The following is a 16,869-nucleotide window of genomic DNA, read 5'->3' on the forward strand; positions in this document are numbered from 1 at the left end:
ATATTTTGTATTATGTTATTCATTAGGATTTAAGTTGTTACAATATATTTAGTACTACTTAATCCGTCTACTTTAAGGGGATATAGCCTACAATAGGGTGCAGTTCACAATATACAAATCAATTTTTAGTTGCGGAGTCTTTTTTTATAAAAATAAACGTTGTAACATAGTTGTAACATATGTTTCTTATAATGAAAATATAGGAAACACATGGAGGGAATATTATGAAAAATAAAAAAATATTGATTGTTGGTGGCACTGGCTCTTTTGGTAACGCGTTAGCTCATAAGCTTCTAGAAATGGAAGTTAGGCAAATTAGAATTTTTGCTAGAAATGAAGCGAAAATGATTGAAATAAAAAGGACATTATCAGATAAACGTGTAGAAATAGTATTAGGAGATGTTAGAGATAAAAAACGTTTATTAGAGGCGAGTAGTGATTGTGATATTATTTTCCATTTAGCAGCTCTAAAGCACGTACTAATTTGTGAAACAGCACCTAATGAAGCTATTCTTACTAATGTTATAGGTACTAACAATATAATTGATTGTGCTAATGCTAACAAGGTAGCAAAGGTAATTTATATTTCAACAGATAAGGCGGTAAACGCAAATTGCACTTATGGATGTACAAAATTGTTAGGAGAAAAATTAATGTTGGCTGCAAACCAAAATTCTATATTAACTAAATTTATTGTTTTCAGATGTGGCAACCTTTTAGCAAGTGAAGGTAGTGTAATCCCATTATTTAAAAAACAAATTAGTGAAAAACAGACAGTAACGCTTACAGATAAGGATATGAATCGCTTTTTTATTAATATTCCTAAGGCTTGTGAATTATTAATTGAGTCTGCAATTCGTGGTGCTGGAGGAGAAATTTTTATAGCACGAATGCCATCGTTATGGATTTATGATATTGCAAAGTATTTAGTATATAAATATGGATTAGATGAATCAATTATTGTAGTGACTGGACTAAGGCCAGGCGAAAAAAATAATGAATGTTTAGCAACGCAGGAAGAAACAAAACATATTTACTGTGTGAATGATGAACTGTACATTATTGAAGCTGAGGACAGGCATTCTTGGATCATAAACGACTTTATTAAGAAAGATAACAATTTCTTATATCATTCTCAAGATGCGGTCATAAGTTATGAGCAAACTGTTGAATTTTTAAAAGCAGCTAATATTTAAAGGAGGATTTAAATGAAAATTGTTTTAACTGGTGGAGGAACTGCTGGACATGCTATGGTTAATAAAATTCTAATACCATTACTGAAAAATGAAGGTTTAGAAGTTGTGTATATAGGTTCTGGACATGGTATAGAAAAAGAAATGATTGAAAATCAAGGATTAGCTACTTATCATGCTATTAGCACAGGTAAACTTCGTAGATACTTTTCCCTGAAGAATGTAACAGATATATTCAGGGTTTTAAAAGGAATCTATCAATCGTATAAGATTATTAGGAAAGAACAACCGACCGTTGTTATGTCAGGTGGAGGATTTGTTTCGGTACCTGTTATTATAGCAAGCTGGGTACAACATATTCCATCTGTCATTAGGGAAACCGATGTTACTATTGGACTTGCTAATAGGATTTGCATGAAATTTGCGAAAAAGGTATTTGTAACCTTTCCTAGTACTAAATTTCAAGTCCCTAGTAAAAAAAGAGGTTATTGTGGCATGATAATACGTCCTGAATTACTAAATGTGCAAAACGAATGCATTGAGGATAAAGCCTTCAAAAACTGCAACCCCACTCTTCTGGTCTTAGGAGGCAGCCTTGGTTCGGCGGCAATTAACAATAAGATTTGGGAGTGTTTATCCGAACTTCTTGAAAAGTATAATATTATTCATATTTGTGGAAAAGGAAAACTTAATAACAATTTACCTGCAGATGCAAGATATCGTCAATATGAATATGTTGATGATATGTCTCTGATTTATGCTATATCTGATATAGTAATTATTAGATGTGGTTCAAATGCAATTGCTGAGGGTATTTCAATTGGTAAAAGAATGATTTGTGTTCCACTTTCTAGAAAAAGTAGCCGAGGTGAACAGGAGCTAAATGCACAATACGCTGTAAATCACGGCTGTGCAGTAATATTGAAAGAAGAGGATATTACTGCAAAATCAATAATTGAAACATCAGAAGAGTTATTGACTACACCCCTTAATAATGAATTAATTCTTTCAAAGGAATTACTAGCTAATAATTGCAATGAGCAAATTAATGCAATAAAGAAAGTTATGTGGGAGAAAATAGATAAAAAGGTTAAGCGTGCAAAATCTGTTGACTTAAGTAAAATTTCAGAAAAAGAATGGGGATTTTATATGAAATTCTCAGATATATATGGGAAATAGCAATGTCTGGAATTGTAGCTTTACTCGAATTGCTTGCTTTTACCGTATTAATTCTAAAAGCTATGGTAGCTACTAACTCACAACTAGCAAATTATATCGGAAATGAAATTCCAAATATTAATGTGGGGATCTTATGGATGCTCTTATATAAAAAATAAACTTAAAATGGAAAATCCATATCCATTTTAAGTCTTAATGCTGTTATTAAAATTTTGTTTTTCAGTGGGCACCATTACGATGCTCTTTTTTATATATATTTTTTACTTTCTTGGGTTTTCAAAACTTGGTGCTTCCGCCACCATCTCCATATGACTTAGCTCTTCCGAACCTATATCAAGAAATAAATCTTTAATGGTTTGATCTTTTACCCTAAAACTTTGAGATAACTCCAATTTTACGCTCAATTCTTGTTTTGGAACGGTTTTATTTACTAGCCTTAACTGTAGTTTCAGATTTACTAAAGGACATAGCTAGTTGTTGCGCAGGAGCATCATAAGGTGAAGCCCACTTGCGGTTTACAGCAAGCTCTGTTAATGCTGAATGCCCGCCTATTATTTGATTTAAACTAGAGGAGTATATAGCTTTTAATTCAGGGGTAGCGCTGGTCATAGTTGCGTTTAGATACGCATCTGCTGCACTTTTTGCTGAACTAATCATAGTTCCAACTATTACTTCGTCATTAATATCTGTGTTGTTTTTTACAATATTATCCGTTATTATTCCCATATTATTTTACACCGCCTATAGTTACTTGATTTTCATTGATAAATTGTTGTACGCCTTTTATTCTTCCTTCTGCTGCTAAAACACCAGTCTCAGCTTGTCTCTTTAAATCTTCATCACTAATTAGATTTTTCATAACTTTTGACACGGCTAACCCATCTTTTTCCATAGTTAACAAGGTTGTTAAGGATAATAGTTCACCCTCTGAAAGTTTTCTCATATCAATACCTCCAAATTTATAATTTTTACGATTTATTATGTGCATTTAATAAACAATTAAACCTTGGAATAATTTGTAAACTTAAACATTGGAGCTTTGTATTACAATAACTTGTCTACATAAGAAAATCAAAATAAAAAAAGCATGCTAAAATAGTAAAATTTGCAAACTTTTTTATCTTCTATTCTGACATATCTATTGTTATAAATTTAATATATTTTAATTAAATTTATAACAATAAATACTAAAGAATTAGCTCACATGGAAATGGTTGCTAGTATGGTTAGGCAGCTAATGAAATGCTCAAGTCTTGAAGAAATCGTAGAAGGCAAGGGCTACTTATGAATATCTAATTAATATGGCTGATGATCCAGATGTAATAGAGCCGTTAAAATTTCTAAGAGAAAGAGAAGTTGTTCATTATCAAAGATTCGGTGAAGTTCTAAGAATTGTACAGGATCATCTACAACAACCACATTTATTTATAATGCATTAATTATGATCCTATTTAATTAAGAAATTAATTGTTTTCATTAAGTGTTTTTACTGCACTCTCCAATTTACCCACAGATACGCTAATTAAAATAAAATCGTAATTACTGTTGGGCTGTGAAAGAGTAACATTATATGTGTCTTTCTTATTTTCGCCCTTATTGTTATATCTGCCATCGAACATTTTTATGTCAAGAATTTTTGGTGCATTGTCTCTTTTAATTTCTCTTATAAAGTGTTCAACCTGATGACCTGATTTTTGAAAAGCATAGCCATAGGTTGTACCGATAACACCAAGTCCCAATATCATTATTTTCATAGAAGTGCCTCACATTCATAATTATTAATAATTAACATTATTTATTTTAAATTATACTAAATACTAACATAAATTTCAAATATTTAGCACAATTATATATATCTTACTTTGAACATTTTAAAGTAAGATATATATGACTAAACTAACGAATGTGACATTCTCGTTATGTTGTATGTTTTTATTTCAAATTTTCACAAACAAATTTTTCTACCAATTAATATTTCTACTACTTACTATATGATTTAATAGATGCCTTGCCTCATTTTTCGCTTAGTAATAATACTTCCTAAGAGCCAGAGTGCAACAATCCAAATAAGTAAATATATAAGTTGTCCTTTAAATTCTAACATTCCAGTCCCGTTTTCTATCCCTTGAATCAGCGTCATATATGATTTTTGTGGGATGATACTGCAAATGGTATCAAGAACTTTATTGTTCCCCGTAAAGGGATAAAAACAGCCTGATAATATACAAGTTATTACATATATAGCGCTGGCCACTAAAGAGATGTTTCTCTCTAGCACTGATGAAATAAATAAAGCAAGTGATGTTGAGAGGGCAGTAAGAATTCCAATTAACATTGCTAGCATTAAAAGGCCAAATCCAATCTTTATATTAAAACACACCTTTGTGATAACAATTACTAGATAGGTGGGTATATAAAGACATAAAAATGTAAAAATTCCCTGTGCAAAAATATATTGCTTTTCGCTTACGGGTGTCGTTAATATCCGCCTAAATGTTTTAAGGGTTCTATCTTCTGGATAAAGGATTGTCAAAGCAACCCCCTGCATTAAAACAATCATTAGAATAAACCCTAAAATGTTTGTTCCAACACCTCTTTTAGCTTGTCCACTTTGATCAATTTTGGGAATTTTACCGAAGTTAAAAAAGTTTTCTATGAGTTCCTTATCAGCTTTGCTTTTTATACCTGTTACCTCATAGGTTCCATCGTTTTTTTCTTCCACAACGGCAGCATATTTACCCAAAAGTAGATTCGAAGTAGCCGGTTTTTCATTCATTACATCAATTTTAATCCTATCATTTTTGGGAATGCTCTGTGCATGATTTGTTACTAAAGCAACGTGCTGCCTCATCTTCATTTTTCCAGAAAAAAATACAGCAACTCCAATCATAAGTGGTACAATGACCACTGCAATTATAACTATCTCTTTTTTTGCTAGAATCCTGTTTAAACTATTTTTAAATAGATTGAGCACATTCATTATACATATTCCTCCGGTTTAAAAGTGATTTGACATATTATTATACAGATGATACTACTAAACAACACAATGATAAGAGTAGGGAGGTATATGCTGAAGTCATTATCATAAATGACCTTAAATGTACATTCTGTAACCCACTTGACTGGCGATAAATAAGATATTTTCTCCACTATATTTCCAAGACTAGCTACAGAAAAAAACAAGCCGCCCAAAAATATAAACAAAAACAAAAATATTTGCATTACAGAATTTGCTCCTTCTTCACTTTTGAAAATACAGCAGAACATGGTGCCGAGAGAGCAGCCAAATAACGAAAATATATTGATTAACAACATAATATACAGAATGTTTTTTCCTCCAAAGTTAATGTGAAAAATATATTGTCCTACAAGCAATAAAACACTGTATGAAACCATACCCAAAATATAAGTAGCAATCAATTTAGATAGATATATCTCTGTTTTTGAAACCGGAGCATATACTATGCGAGTATTACCTTCCTTTACCCTTTCTTCCATAAATGTATTGGAAGCTGTCATGGCAATGAATAACGCTGTAAAAATCATCATTGTGACTCCATAATAATCATAGGAACTTACATGCCCTGAACCATATTTACCTTTTGTTACAAAACCCATAACCGCAATCATTATTATTGGAAATATAGTGTTAAACATTAGCAGAGTTGGGTTTCTAATAATATTCATAAAATCAAATTTGACTATTTTTATAAAGTTCATGTATTTCCTCCTAATCCCTTAGATTCTTTCCGGTAAGTTCTAAAAATACAGTTTCTAGAGATGCCTCTTTACTGCTAATACTTTCAATCTTACAGCCCTTTGCTATGATTATGGATATGATTTCATTGAGATTATCCTTTGACTTTTTGGCAGTTATTTTAATCACATTTTCAGTTATTTTAATTTTTGTTATGCCATCAATTCCAGAAAAATGATTATTGCTTAATTCATTTAAATTGTTTACATGAAAGGAATATGTGATTTTATCATTCACTTCCTGTTTTAATTCTTCTTTTGTACCTTCAGCAATAATCTTTCCTTCGTTCATAATAATGATTCTATCAGAAATCGCTTCCACTTCTTCCATGTAATGCGTGGAATAGATAACAGTTGCGCCTTCATTTTTCAGGATTTTAATCGATTCCAAGATATGATTTCTTGATTGGGGGTCGATACCAACTGTGGGTTCATCCATGATAATAAGTTTTGGCTTATGGGCAATGGCACAAGCAATATTTAATCTTCTTTTCATGCCGCCAGAAAAGGTTTTTGGCTTATCATCCTTTCTATCGTAAAGACCTACGAGGTCAAGGGCCTCCTTGACCTGTTTTTCCAGCAGATTTCCTTTGAGTTTATATAGACTTGCAAAAAAACGTACATTTTTCTCGGCAGTAATCTCTTCATAAATGGCCAGGTCCTGAGGAACTATTCCAATTCCCAGTTTGATGGCTTTTACATCTTTTTTTAAGTCATGCCCCAAAATAGTTATTTCGCCATTATCAGGTGATAATATGGTGGCCAGGATATTGATAATTGTACTCTTGCCCGCCCCATTAGGACCTAAGAGTCCAAGAATTTCACCTCTATTTACTACAAAATTTATTCCATCAACAGCTTTTTTCATATTATAACTTTTTTCTAAATTCTTAACTGTAACAATATTATTCATTTTTATCTCTCCTCTCATTTCGAGAATGATTTCGTCGTCTTTCAAATTCATTTAATGCCTTCGCTTGAGCTTCCTTTAATACTCTCGTTTGAGCGTCATTTACTTCTTCTTCCGCGTTTAAACTAGCATCTTCTTCAAAACCATCCTGCTCTTCACCGTCAAAACGATACAGTTTCTTTAATAGGCTCCACAATATTTCCATTTCTTCCGTGGTAAAGTCTTTAAAAACATCTGCGAAAAAGTTTATTCCTTTTTCACCGCATTCCATCATGATCTGTTTTCCGGATTCCGTAATTTTAACGTTCACTGCACGCTTATCCTTCTGGCTGGGCATCGTGATAATGTAACCTTTATTTTCGATAATAGTTATCATTTGTTTAACACTCTGTTTGGTGGTACCTAACTTTCTCGCAATATTGTTGATTGTTGTTTCATCTTCCGCCAAATGAATAATTGCAATCATTGCCATAAACTGTCTTGACGTTAAGCTCTCAAAGTATTTATCGCCTTGTACCTGAAGCTTATTGTTAAGAGAAAAAAGTGTAGCGTAAGTTTGCTGCATTAAAAATAGATCTCTGTAATTATCCATAAATATGCCCCTTTCCTTTAAGACATTATACTGTCTAAAATAATAATAGCAGAACATGTAAAACTTGTCAATATACTGTCTATTTTTAAAAAAGAATTATTATCATGACTACTAAAGTTTCTAAAATATCTTTAAATATGTTTATAGCAAAACGAATGTAATACAATTTTGGATATATAGTATGTTTGTACATTAAATAATAGTAACTTACAAAATTGTCATTGACTTTTTATGGAAGGTAATATACACTGCAAATGGATTATGGGATGCTTATGCGACTTTTATAGCAGATGAATATGGAAATATAGATTTAGTAAACACAACACCTATTGATGGTACCTATAAAACATGCAATGAAATGGGGTTGTTCTATTCTATGAAGGTAAAAGAAAATCATCGGGGCAAGTTAATGCAAAAATTAAGCGATATTAGTGAAAATAGAAAATATACCATTACATGCACGGTGGAGAGGAATGGGAAAGCCATTACATCAAAAGAGCATATAAGAATATTCTGCGATGAAACGATTAAAAGCGTAGATGTAGTAGAAAAGAATCTATTGGCACGATATTTTACTTCAAAAAACAATATGAAGAGGCCAGCAGTAATTGTTGTAAGTGGAAGCGACGGAAGAATAGAAAAAGCACAGGCAATTGCTGAAATCTTAGCTATGAAGGGATATTCTGCATTAGCAGTTTGTTATTTTGGACTTGAAGGAACACCCAAAAATCTTAATTGTGTATCACTTGAATATATTGAAAATGCTATAACATGGCTAAAAAAACAAGATACTGTTAATAAAGATAAAATAGCAATGTATGGAAGGTCTAAGGGTGGAGAAATGGTTCTTTTGGCAGCCTCTTTATTCAAGGATATTACTTGTGTTATTGCCAATATGCCTAGCTGCTATGCATATGAAGGGATAAAAATGGGTGGGCTGCCAGCACACCATTCTTCATGGATGTATAAAGGTGAAGAAATTTCTTGTCTGAAATTCAGTTGTTCTATTATATTGCAATTAGTAATAAAAATGTTGCAAAATAAAGAGGGTGCGTTGTCATGGATGTACAAAAAGCTGATTGATGAAGGAAATACTGACGAAGCCACAATTGCCGTTAATAGAATAAATGGACCTATCCTAATGATATCCTCTGAATCAGACTCCATATGGCCTTCAAAAATGCATTCAGAAATGGCTATGAAGTTGCTTGAAAAATCAAATTTTAAATATGAATATAAACATATCACCTATGAAAAGTCAGGTCATATGCTAACAGTACCATTTCAGTCTATGCCATCATTAAAAGGATCCAGAGTCGATATAGACAGTTGGGCAAAAGCAAATATTGATTCATGGAATGAGACAATTAATAATTAGCATTAAATTTTAAAGTTTCACGATAATTTACTGCTATTAGTTAGAAATATTGTATGCTATCTTTCTTATAAGTTTTAATAAATTTTCTCTATCCTCATAAGTATCTAAAGAAATCATTATCTTTGCGTAAAACTCTTCTTCAAATTTAAGATGTTCATCTTGTGCCATGTGACCTTCTTCAGTAAGTTCTAGCTTATAGGATCTTCTATCCTTATTACTAATAGCTCTAACAATAAGATCGCGTTTTTCTAATCTATCAATTATGCTAGTTAATGTACTTTTAGGTACATTTAATATTTCTAATATATCTTTTATAATAACATCTTCTTTTTCAGAAATAATTCTAAGTATTGAAAGCTCATTAGTGCTCAGTCCCCGTATCCTTAAAAACTTTGATTCGATATCCTTATAATTAGATTCAGCTAGCATAGAATGCGATAACTTATTTAATTCATCTACTTGTCGTTTATATTACTGATTAATCGTATCTTTTACATTAAATTTGATTGATTTTAAATACTATGCTACTAATAGGTGTGTACTTGTAAAAAACGATGTTATCATGTAATATTATACCGTTAGAAGCACATTATGGAAATTATGAATATACAAAATAGGGGTGAACACCAATGGAATTAATTAAAGTAAACCAAGCAAAGTGTATTAAATGTGGAATTTGTACGAAAGTATGCCCACCAAAAGTTTTGGGTATGGGAGAAAATGGTCCTGTAGCAATTGAGCCACAAGCATGTATAGCCTGTGGGCAGTGTGTTGCCATATGCCCTCACAGTGCAATTGACAATATCAAAACACCTTTAAATAACCAGACCGATCTAAAAAAGTTCCCGGTTGTAAATGAAGAAACTGCTAAACAGTTTCTTAGGTCTCGTCGATCAATTCGCTGTTACAAAGACATGGCCGTGCAACGAGAACAATTAATTAAATTAGTTAATATTGCACGTTTTGCACCTACCGCCAGTAACCAGCAAGGAATATCATATATAATTGTAGAAGATAAAAAAATACTGAAAAAAGCTACTGAGGTTGTCATAGAATGGATGGAAGCACAAATTGAAAATCCTTTGCACCACTGGAGTTTTCCTTATCATGTTCGTGATTACAGAGAAACTGGGATAGATAAAGTATTACGTGATGCTCCAAATCTAATTTTAGCAATGGCTCCAAAAGAAATTAGAAACGGTAGAGAAAATACGATTTTTTCCTTTGCCTACATGGAACTGTTTGCAACTACCCTTGGGTTAGGCAGTTGTTGGGCCGGACTCTTTGAAATGTGTGCGTTTGATAATTATTATCCGTTGATGGAATTGTTTAACATTCCAACAAATAAAGTATTAACAGGTGCAGTTATGGTTGGGTATCCCCAATATGGTTATAAGCGACTGGTAGATCGTAACCCATTAGATGTTACTTGGATTTAACGACAGTTTTCATAGTTAGGTCATAATCGTATAATAAGGTTGATTAAAAATAGTTTTTAGGAGTGGAATATTAATGTTTATTTTAGTATTGAAGTATATAAAGCCACTTGAGGAAGTTGAAAAAGAATTAAAACCACATATAAAACATTTAGAGAAATATTATTCATTACAAAAGTTTATTTGTTCAGGCAGAAGAAATCCGAGGGTAGGTGGAGTAATTCTTTGTAATGCAAAGAATAGGGAAGAAGTTAAAACAATAATTAAAGAAGATCCATTTTATATTAATAAAATTGCCGAATACGAAATAATTGAGTTTTCGTCTACAAAATATGCTGAGGGGTTTGAACATTTCATAAGTGAATAATCTTCTTATTATGCAAATCAAAAAATATTATAACATATCCATTTAATATTATGGGGAATATTTGGAAAAAGCTACACCTAGTCTTGAAGATATGCCTCTAAAAGGCGATACTGTAGTTGGTAATGATGTATGGATTGGACAAAATGTTACCGTAATGCCTTGTGTACATATAGGAGATGGTGCCATTATTGCAGCTAATTCTGTAGTAACAAAAGATATTCCACCATATCATATTCTAGGGGCGAATCCGTGTAAACAGTGTCATTCAGTTACGACCAACCTTTAACAGTTATAGGTCGCCAATCGGTAAAATCACTTGGTTTAATAACATTTCAGAAGGAAAGTCTCCCACTTCTATAAGTGGGGGTTACATGCCATAACAAATAGAAAACTTCAGTGGGAGTATAAATCTCCTTCCGAAGTCATTAATATTGCATCTCCGCAATAGCAACTGTAATTAATTATATAATTTATTCAATATTAGTGTTTAGTTTTTTTCTAAGGAGAGTAAAGTTAGATTTATATTTGAAAATACTAATTAAATAAGGATTATGAACCTTGATAGCATCTATTAACTTAGAGGGGATTTCAAAATTATATTAATAATGGAGGGGTACCAAAATGGAAATTATCCAATTAAAGCTTAGTGTGACTAATTGCTTTTTAATAAAAACTGAAAACAAATATATTTTAATTGATACAGGATATGAATATGATTGGGATTTATTCTGTAAAAGATTAAAATCAGTTGGTGTTAGATTATCTGATATTAGTCATATTATACTAACGCATCATCATGATGATCATTGTGGATTGTTAAATAGAATATTGAAAGAAAATAGTAGTGTTCAAGTAGTAATGTCTTATCTTGCAAAAGATTTATTGTTAAAGGGAGAAAATGATCTAACACATGGTGGTGGACTCATAAACAAACGCATAAAACAACTGGTTTCTCTTAAGCAGATATATATTGGGATACATTTAAAAAGAATTATAGACAAAAAAACCAATCTTAAATTTCCACCCTATAAGGTACGAGTAAATGATATTCTTGTTAAAGAAGAAATAAGGCTCAAAGATATTGGAATTAGTTTAAACGGGAAAATACTGAAAACACCTGGACATACTATAGATTCTATTTCAGTATTGTTTGATAACGGTGATTGTATAGTAGGAGATGCCGCTGCTAATATGCTCAAATTTGCTGGAACAAGGTATTGTGTAATATTTATTTGCAATATTGATGAATATTATGAGAGTTGGAGAAAAATAATTTCTGAAAATTGCCAGAGAATATTCCTAGCACATGGGAACCCGTTTTCAGTTGAAAAACTAAAAATAAATATAGGAAAGAACCAGAAAAAGAACATGGTTATGAAAAATTAGAAGTACAAAATAATCATTGATTTTGTGCCAGAGATTAAGATAAAGCAACAAAACATTAATGAGTATGAATTAATTTGCAAATAATAAAATCAGCGACTCAATATGGATTTTTCACATCAAGTCGCCGGAATGATTTAATCTTCATAGGTGGGGGGATTTCATATAAAAGGATTCTCTAATAAAATTTAAGCTTTAACTAACACACCACCTTTAAGTCTAAGTATAACGTCTGACTGGGATGCTACTTCACTAGAGTGCGTAACTACTATAACACACTTATTTTCTCTATGAGCAAGTGATTTAAATATAGTTACTATATCACTTGCGATATCAGCATCAAGATTTCCAGTTGGCTCATCTGCAATTATCAAATCTCCTTCCGAGGAAAGAGCGCGTGCTATTGCTACTCTCTGCTGCTGTCCACCACTTAGCTTTAATACGTTTCTATGGGCTTCATCCTTTGATAAACCCATCTTTTCTAGTAAATCATAAGCTTTTTGTTTTTTATTTTCTATTTTGTTCTTTGTTATTTCCATTGCTGTTAAAACATTCTGTAGAGCTGACATATAAGGTATTAAATTGTAGGATTGAAATACTATACCAATATATTTATTTCTATAATTAGTAAGCCCTATATTTGTAATATTCTTTTTTTCATATAATATCTCTCCAGCTTTGGATGTATCTAAACCACTAGCTAAAGCAAGAAATGTAGTTTTTCCTGAACCAGAAGAGCCAAGTATTGTGTAAAAATTTCCTTTTTCGAACTTGAAGCCTATTTGTTTTAAAATCGTTGTTTTTTTTGACCCATCCTGATAATGATAACTGACATTTTTAAATTCTAAAATTGTATTCATTTTTATAAAGCCTCCTTAATCATTTCTAGATAATATGGTTTTTGGATTAAATCGAAGTATTGAAACTGCTGAACCCGATGTTGCTAAAATCACTATAATGAATCCCATTAGATATAATTTTTGTAAATCCTTTGAACTTACGCTAACATCTATTTTGTCTATAGCATCAGCATCAAGCGCTGGTCCGCTACTACTCATAACCATCGTCACTGACCCGGATTGTGATTCAGATTCTGTTTTTTCCTTTTCATTTGCCTTTATTTCATTTTGTAACAAAGTATTACCTACTTTCTGCGATACCTTATTACCGGTAAATGTAGCTATACTAAAAGCTATGGCAGCAACAATTATTAATTCTAATAATAATTGACCAATAATTCTAAATCTACTTTCTCCTAGAGACATCAATACACCAATTTCATATCTTCTGTCTTTAAGTGATAAAGTTATTAAAAGTGATAAAATTACTGTACCAGCAATGGCGACTATAATAACTATGGTTTTTGAAAATGAGCCAACACTTTCAATAGGTGCCATCATCTTTTTATACAGCGAGTCTTGTGCATCTATTTTGAGATCATCTAGTGCTATACCCGAATTTTTTACATCTGTTTTAAAGTTTTCAATGTTTATAGGATCATCCAAGAAATAAGTAGCTTTTTGAATAGTACCTTTAGATGAAGAATCACCTAAGGATGATGCTACAGAAATAGGTGTATATATTTTATTAGAAGGATTCATAGAGCTATATTTATCCATAAAATCAGCCATCCTAGGATCAGATTTAGTTTCATCAGCTGTATATAACCCTACAATTTCTAAGTCTAAAGTTTCTTCTCCGTGTTGAGCTTTTATTTTTATTTTATCTCCAAGCTTTAAATTATTTGCATCTGCTAGTTTTTTATTTAGCATTGTTACATTTTTTCCTTCATCGCTACTTGTTAAATTTCGTCCTTCAACCAGTTTACTTTTTCTTTCAGTAAAATCAGGATGAAGATCTGAATATAAAGTACCTTCCAATGATAAATCAGGAATAGACGTACCTTCAGGCAATGCATCCTTAGTGTCATCTTTTTTCGCTTTAACAGGTTTAAAGTTCTCTGCCATAACATTTGTTGCCTGTAAATAATTATATGATTTAACATGCTCTAAGGATTTTAGTTTATCTATATCCTTAATATGTAGCTTAGGTAGATCATCTGCTGATTTTTGAGAAGTTGCCTTTTCATAATTAGGAGTAATATCTACAGACCCTCCAAGTTTTTGTCTAGTAAGATCACCAACTTTAGAAGTAGCTGATTGTACAGCTAATCCAGCTAGCACCATATTAGCTATAACACAAAACATCAGAATTAATAGTACAGTTTTATTTATCCTTTTAGTAACACTTAGTATTGCTCTTTTAATAAAATTCATTTGTTACCCTCCTTCTTTTCCCTATCTTTCTTATGTTATTATAGTTTTTAATTATATAGTTAAGGTGAAGTTAAAATGTTTTTAACATGAATATCGCCTGTATCTGATAGTGAGATCCCCCCAACCTCTTAGGCTGGGGGGATTTCATATAAAAGGATTCTCTAATAAAATTTAAGCTTTAACTAACACACCACCTTTAAGTCTAAGTATAACGTCTGACTGAGAGGCTACTTCACTAGAGTGCGTAACTACTATAACACACTTATTTTCTCTATGAGCAAGTGATTTAAATATAGTTACTATATCACTTGCGATATCAGCATCAAGATTTCCAGTTGGCTCATCTGCAATTATCAAATCTCCTTCCGAGGAAAGAGCGCGTGCTATTGCTACTCTCTGCTGCTGTCCACCACTTAGCTTTAATACGTTTCTATGGGCTTCATCCTTTGATAAACCCATCTTTTCTAGTAAATCATAAGCTTTTTGTTTTTTATTTTCTATTTTGTTCTTTGTTATTTCCATTGCTGTTAAAACATTCTGTAGAGCTGACATATAAGGTATTAAATTGTAGGATTGAAATACTATACCAATATATTTATTTCTATAATTAGTAAGCCCTATATTTGTTATATTCTTTTTTTCATATAATATCTCTCCAGCTTTGGATGTATCTAATCCACTAGCTAAAGCAAGAAATGTAGTTTTTCCTGAACCAGAGGAGCCAAGTATTGTATAAAAATTTCCTTTTTCGAACTTAAAACCTATTTGTTTTAAAATCGTTGTTTTTTTTGAACCATCCTGATAATGATAACTCACATTTTTAAATTCTAATATTGTATTCATTTTTATACAACCTCCCTAATCATTTCTAGATAATATGGTTTTTGGATTAAATCGAAGTATTGAAACTGCTGAACCTGATGTTGCTAAAATCACTATAATGAATCCCATTAGATATAATTTTTGTAAATCTTTTGAACTCACGCTAACATCCATGTTGTCTATAGTATCAATATCATCATTCTGTGATGGATGAGCCGACATCTCAAATGGGTTGCGAGAGGAAACAGATTGTGAGTTTGCATCTTTATCTTTATTTGCAGTTATTTCATTTTGTAATAAAGTATTACCCATTGTCTGTGATACCTTATTACCGGTAAATGTAGCTATGCTAAAAGCTATGGTAGCAACAATTATTAATTCTAATAATAATTGACCAATAATTCTAAATCTACTTTCTCCTAGAGACATCAATACACCAATTTCATATCTTCTGCCCTTAAGTGATAAGTTTATTAAAAGTGATAAAATTACTGTACCAGCAATGGCGACTATAATAACTATGGTTTTTGAAAATGATCCAACATTTTCAATAGGTGTCATCAGCTTTTTATACAACGAATCTTGTGCATCTATTTTGAAATCATCTAGTGCTATGCCAGAATTTTTTATAGCCTTTTTAAAATTTTCCATGTGTATAGGATCATCCAAGAAATAGGTAGCTACTTTAAAAGTATCTTTAGATGAAAAATCCATTAAAGATGCTACAGAATTAGGTGTATATATTGTATTAGAAGGATTCATAAAAGGAAATGCATCCATAATAGGAGTATGTTCGGTTCCATCATCTGTAAATAAACCTACAATTTCTAAGTCTAAGGTTTCTTTTCCTTCTCTATCTTTTATTTTTATTTTATCTCCAAGTTTTAAATTGTTTGCATCTGCTAGTTTTTTATTTATCATTGTTACATTTTTTCCTTCATCGCTACTTTTTAAATGTCGTCCTTCAATCAGTTTACTTTTTCCTTCAGTAAAAGCGGGATAAAGATTTGAAAATAAAGCGCCATCTATTGATAAATCTGGTATCTTTTGTTCTTCACCATCTTCACCTTGTTTCATACTCATACTCATACCTCCCTGTTGGCCAGGCTCAACCTCATTTTTATTTTCCTCTTTAACAGGTTTAAAGTTCTCTGCCATAGCAATTGAGTTCGTTAAATAATTATATGATTTAACATGTTCTAAGGATTTTAGTTTATCCATATCCTTCATATTTAGCCTAGGAATATCACTTGAATTTTTAGCACGAATCTTTTCCTGATCAAGTTCAATAGATACAGACCCTCCAAGTTTTTGTCTAGCAAGAACAGCAACTTTAGCAGTAGCTGATTGTATAGCTAATCCAGCTAGCACCATATTAGCTATAACACAAAACATCACAATTAATAGTACAGTTTTACTTTTCCTTTTAGTAACACTTAGTATTGCTCTTTTAATAAAATTCATTTGTTACCCTCCTTCTTTTTCTTATCTTTCTTATGTTATTATAGTTTTTAATTATGTAGTTAAGGTGAAGTTAAAATGTTTTTACCGTGAATGAAGTAGGTGAAAGTCAT

At 31.6% G+C, this 16,869-nt stretch carries 19 protein-coding genes and 3 pseudogenes; 9 read left to right on the top strand and 13 right to left on the bottom strand.

What is annotated here, in order from left to right; translation table 11 throughout:
- The first annotated feature begins 224 nt into the window (after positions 1-224).
- Genes ACWJJ2_RS16965 through ACWJJ2_RS16975 form a run of 3 tightly spaced genes read left to right on the top strand, consistent with a single transcriptional unit; the run spans position 225 to position 2,530 of the window.
- Positions 225-1,196, top strand: coding sequence for a polysaccharide biosynthesis protein (locus ACWJJ2_RS16965; protein WP_216301825.1), 972 nt, complete (start codon positions 225-227; stop codon positions 1,194-1,196).
- Positions 1,197-1,208: 12 nt separating this feature from the next.
- Positions 1,209-2,372 carry an undecaprenyldiphospho-muramoylpentapeptide beta-N-acetylglucosaminyltransferase gene (locus tag ACWJJ2_RS16970; protein WP_462953594.1) on the top strand — a complete coding sequence of 388 codons (1,164 nt, stop codon included), beginning with the start codon at positions 1,209-1,211 and terminating at the stop codon, positions 2,370-2,372.
- Positions 2,373-2,374: 2 nt separating this feature from the next.
- Complete coding sequence (locus tag ACWJJ2_RS16975; RefSeq protein ID WP_216301827.1) at positions 2,375-2,530, top strand: hypothetical protein; 156 nt, start codon at positions 2,375-2,377, stop codon at positions 2,528-2,530.
- Positions 2,531-2,644: 114 nt separating this feature from the next.
- Here the strand turns inward: ACWJJ2_RS16975 and ACWJJ2_RS16980 are convergent.
- The 3 genes and pseudogenes from ACWJJ2_RS16980 to ACWJJ2_RS16990 form a co-directional block, all read right to left on the bottom strand.
- Positions 2,645-2,758: pseudogene (locus ACWJJ2_RS16980) on the bottom strand (manganese catalase family protein); the annotation flags it as partial.
- Positions 2,759-2,795: 37 nt separating this feature from the next.
- A complete protein-coding gene (locus ACWJJ2_RS16985; RefSeq protein WP_216301828.1) occupies positions 2,796-3,098 on the bottom strand; it encodes a spore coat protein in 303 nt (100 codons plus the stop codon).
- Position 3,099: 1 nt separating this feature from the next.
- Positions 3,100-3,315, bottom strand: a complete 216-nt coding sequence (locus ACWJJ2_RS16990) for a hypothetical protein (protein ID WP_216301829.1) — start codon at positions 3,313-3,315, stop codon at positions 3,100-3,102.
- A 325-nt stretch (positions 3,316-3,640) separates the two neighbouring features.
- Between ACWJJ2_RS16990 and ACWJJ2_RS16995 the strand changes: the two are divergent.
- Positions 3,641-3,811 (top strand): annotated as a pseudogene (locus tag ACWJJ2_RS16995) (manganese catalase family protein); the annotation flags it as partial.
- 24 nt (positions 3,812-3,835) lie between these two features.
- Here the strand turns inward: ACWJJ2_RS16995 and ACWJJ2_RS17000 are convergent.
- The 5 genes from ACWJJ2_RS17000 to ACWJJ2_RS17020 form a co-directional block, all read right to left on the bottom strand.
- Positions 3,836-4,126, bottom strand: a complete 291-nt coding sequence (locus tag ACWJJ2_RS17000) for a ketopantoate reductase family protein (RefSeq protein ID WP_462953595.1) — start codon at positions 4,124-4,126, stop codon at positions 3,836-3,838.
- 242 nt (positions 4,127-4,368) lie between these two features.
- Positions 4,369-5,352 carry an ABC transporter permease gene (locus ACWJJ2_RS17005; RefSeq protein WP_216301831.1) on the bottom strand — a complete coding sequence of 328 codons (984 nt, stop codon included), beginning with the start codon at positions 5,350-5,352 and terminating at the stop codon, positions 4,369-4,371.
- On the bottom strand, positions 5,352-6,095 hold the full coding sequence (locus tag ACWJJ2_RS17010; RefSeq protein ID WP_462953596.1) for an ABC transporter permease: 744 nt from the start codon (positions 6,093-6,095) through the stop codon (positions 5,352-5,354). The genes ACWJJ2_RS17005 and ACWJJ2_RS17010 overlap by 1 nt, the downstream gene beginning before the upstream one ends.
- 10 nt (positions 6,096-6,105) lie before the next feature.
- Entirely contained in the window at positions 6,106-7,044 is a 939-nt protein-coding gene (locus ACWJJ2_RS17015; protein ID WP_462953597.1) for an ABC transporter ATP-binding protein, read from the bottom strand.
- Complete coding sequence (locus ACWJJ2_RS17020; RefSeq protein WP_462953598.1) at positions 7,037-7,633, bottom strand: MarR family winged helix-turn-helix transcriptional regulator; 597 nt, start codon at positions 7,631-7,633, stop codon at positions 7,037-7,039. The genes ACWJJ2_RS17015 and ACWJJ2_RS17020 overlap by 8 nt, the downstream gene beginning before the upstream one ends.
- A gap of 304 nt (positions 7,634-7,937) precedes the next feature.
- Between ACWJJ2_RS17020 and ACWJJ2_RS17025 the strand changes: the two genes are divergently transcribed.
- The gene (locus ACWJJ2_RS17025; protein WP_462954358.1) at positions 7,938-9,011 is read left to right on the top strand and encodes an acyl-CoA thioester hydrolase/BAAT C-terminal domain-containing protein; all 1,074 of its coding nucleotides are present in this window, start codon (positions 7,938-7,940) and stop codon (positions 9,009-9,011) included.
- A gap of 36 nt (positions 9,012-9,047) precedes the next feature.
- Here the strand turns inward: ACWJJ2_RS17025 and ACWJJ2_RS17030 are convergent, their stop codons facing one another.
- Positions 9,048-9,440, bottom strand: a complete 393-nt coding sequence (locus tag ACWJJ2_RS17030) for a MarR family winged helix-turn-helix transcriptional regulator (protein ID WP_462953599.1) — start codon at positions 9,438-9,440, stop codon at positions 9,048-9,050.
- Between the two features lie 200 nt (positions 9,441-9,640).
- Here ACWJJ2_RS17030 and ACWJJ2_RS17035 point away from each other — a divergent pair, with 200 nt between their 5' ends.
- From ACWJJ2_RS17035 to ACWJJ2_RS17050, 4 genes and pseudogenes are all read left to right on the top strand, one after another.
- On the top strand, positions 9,641-10,450 hold the full coding sequence (locus ACWJJ2_RS17035) for a nitroreductase family protein (RefSeq protein WP_216301838.1): 810 nt from the start codon (positions 9,641-9,643) through the stop codon (positions 10,448-10,450).
- A gap of 73 nt (positions 10,451-10,523) precedes the next feature.
- Positions 10,524-10,814 (top strand): YciI family protein, encoded by a 291-nt coding sequence (locus tag ACWJJ2_RS17040; protein ID WP_462953600.1) that lies wholly within the window; start codon positions 10,524-10,526, stop codon positions 10,812-10,814.
- A gap of 26 nt (positions 10,815-10,840) precedes the next feature.
- Positions 10,841-11,070, top strand: a pseudogene (locus ACWJJ2_RS17045) (DapH/DapD/GlmU-related protein); the annotation flags it as partial.
- A 365-nt stretch (positions 11,071-11,435) separates the two neighbouring features.
- Positions 11,436-12,200, top strand: a complete 765-nt coding sequence (locus tag ACWJJ2_RS17050; RefSeq protein ID WP_462953601.1) for an MBL fold metallo-hydrolase — start codon at positions 11,436-11,438, stop codon at positions 12,198-12,200.
- A 185-nt stretch (positions 12,201-12,385) separates the two neighbouring features.
- Here ACWJJ2_RS17050 and ACWJJ2_RS17055 read toward each other — a convergent pair whose 3' ends face one another.
- From ACWJJ2_RS17055 to ACWJJ2_RS17070, 4 genes are all read right to left on the bottom strand, one after another.
- Positions 12,386-13,057: an ABC transporter ATP-binding protein gene (locus tag ACWJJ2_RS17055; RefSeq protein ID WP_462953602.1), complete on the bottom strand. Its 672-nt coding sequence runs from the start codon at positions 13,055-13,057 to the stop codon at positions 12,386-12,388.
- A 15-nt stretch (positions 13,058-13,072) separates the two neighbouring features.
- A complete protein-coding gene (locus tag ACWJJ2_RS17060) occupies positions 13,073-14,473 on the bottom strand; it encodes an ABC transporter permease (RefSeq protein ID WP_462953603.1) in 1,401 nt (466 codons plus the stop codon).
- Between the two features lie 171 nt (positions 14,474-14,644).
- Positions 14,645-15,316, bottom strand: coding sequence for an ABC transporter ATP-binding protein (locus tag ACWJJ2_RS17065; RefSeq protein ID WP_462953602.1), 672 nt, complete (start codon positions 15,314-15,316; stop codon positions 14,645-14,647).
- A 15-nt stretch (positions 15,317-15,331) separates the two neighbouring features.
- Positions 15,332-16,759 (bottom strand): ABC transporter permease, encoded by a 1,428-nt coding sequence (locus ACWJJ2_RS17070; protein ID WP_216301844.1) that lies wholly within the window; start codon positions 16,757-16,759, stop codon positions 15,332-15,334.
- Positions 16,760-16,869 lie beyond the last annotated feature (110 nt).

It is taken from the genome of Clostridium sp. CM039 (genome assembly GCF_055081075.1).

Excerpts from the sequence above, each read along its gene's own strand:
- ACWJJ2_RS16965 (WP_216301825.1), top strand. The coding sequence starts at position 225 with ATGAAAAATAAAAAAATATTGATTGTTGGTGGCACTGGCTCTTTTGGT.
- ACWJJ2_RS16970 (WP_462953594.1), top strand. The coding sequence starts at position 1,209 with ATGAAAATTGTTTTAACTGGTGGAGGAACTGCTGGACATGCTATGGTT.
- ACWJJ2_RS16975 (WP_216301827.1), top strand. The coding sequence starts at position 2,375 with ATGTCTGGAATTGTAGCTTTACTCGAATTGCTTGCTTTTACCGTATTA.
- ACWJJ2_RS16985 (WP_216301828.1), bottom strand. The coding sequence starts at position 3,098 with ATGGGAATAATAACGGATAATATTGTAAAAAACAACACAGATATTAAT.
- ACWJJ2_RS16990 (WP_216301829.1), bottom strand. The coding sequence starts at position 3,315 with ATGAGAAAACTTTCAGAGGGTGAACTATTATCCTTAACAACCTTGTTA.
- ACWJJ2_RS17000 (WP_462953595.1), bottom strand. The coding sequence starts at position 4,126 with ATGAAAATAATGATATTGGGACTTGGTGTTATCGGTACAACCTATGGC.
- ACWJJ2_RS17005 (WP_216301831.1), bottom strand. The coding sequence starts at position 5,352 with ATGAATGTGCTCAATCTATTTAAAAATAGTTTAAACAGGATTCTAGCA.
- ACWJJ2_RS17010 (WP_462953596.1), bottom strand. The coding sequence starts at position 6,095 with ATGAACTTTATAAAAATAGTCAAATTTGATTTTATGAATATTATTAGA.
- ACWJJ2_RS17015 (WP_462953597.1), bottom strand. The coding sequence starts at position 7,044 with ATGAATAATATTGTTACAGTTAAGAATTTAGAAAAAAGTTATAATATG.
- ACWJJ2_RS17020 (WP_462953598.1), bottom strand. The coding sequence starts at position 7,633 with ATGGATAATTACAGAGATCTATTTTTAATGCAGCAAACTTACGCTACA.
- ACWJJ2_RS17030 (WP_462953599.1), bottom strand. The coding sequence starts at position 9,440 with ATGCTAGCTGAATCTAATTATAAGGATATCGAATCAAAGTTTTTAAGG.
- ACWJJ2_RS17035 (WP_216301838.1), top strand. The coding sequence starts at position 9,641 with ATGGAATTAATTAAAGTAAACCAAGCAAAGTGTATTAAATGTGGAATT.
- ACWJJ2_RS17040 (WP_462953600.1), top strand. The coding sequence starts at position 10,524 with ATGTTTATTTTAGTATTGAAGTATATAAAGCCACTTGAGGAAGTTGAA.
- ACWJJ2_RS17050 (WP_462953601.1), top strand. The coding sequence starts at position 11,436 with ATGGAAATTATCCAATTAAAGCTTAGTGTGACTAATTGCTTTTTAATA.
- ACWJJ2_RS17055 (WP_462953602.1), bottom strand. The coding sequence starts at position 13,057 with ATGAATACAATTTTAGAATTTAAAAATGTCAGTTATCATTATCAGGAT.
- ACWJJ2_RS17060 (WP_462953603.1), bottom strand. The coding sequence starts at position 14,473 with ATGAATTTTATTAAAAGAGCAATACTAAGTGTTACTAAAAGGATAAAT.
- ACWJJ2_RS17065 (WP_462953602.1), bottom strand. The coding sequence starts at position 15,316 with ATGAATACAATATTAGAATTTAAAAATGTGAGTTATCATTATCAGGAT.
- ACWJJ2_RS17070 (WP_216301844.1), bottom strand. The coding sequence starts at position 16,759 with ATGAATTTTATTAAAAGAGCAATACTAAGTGTTACTAAAAGGAAAAGT.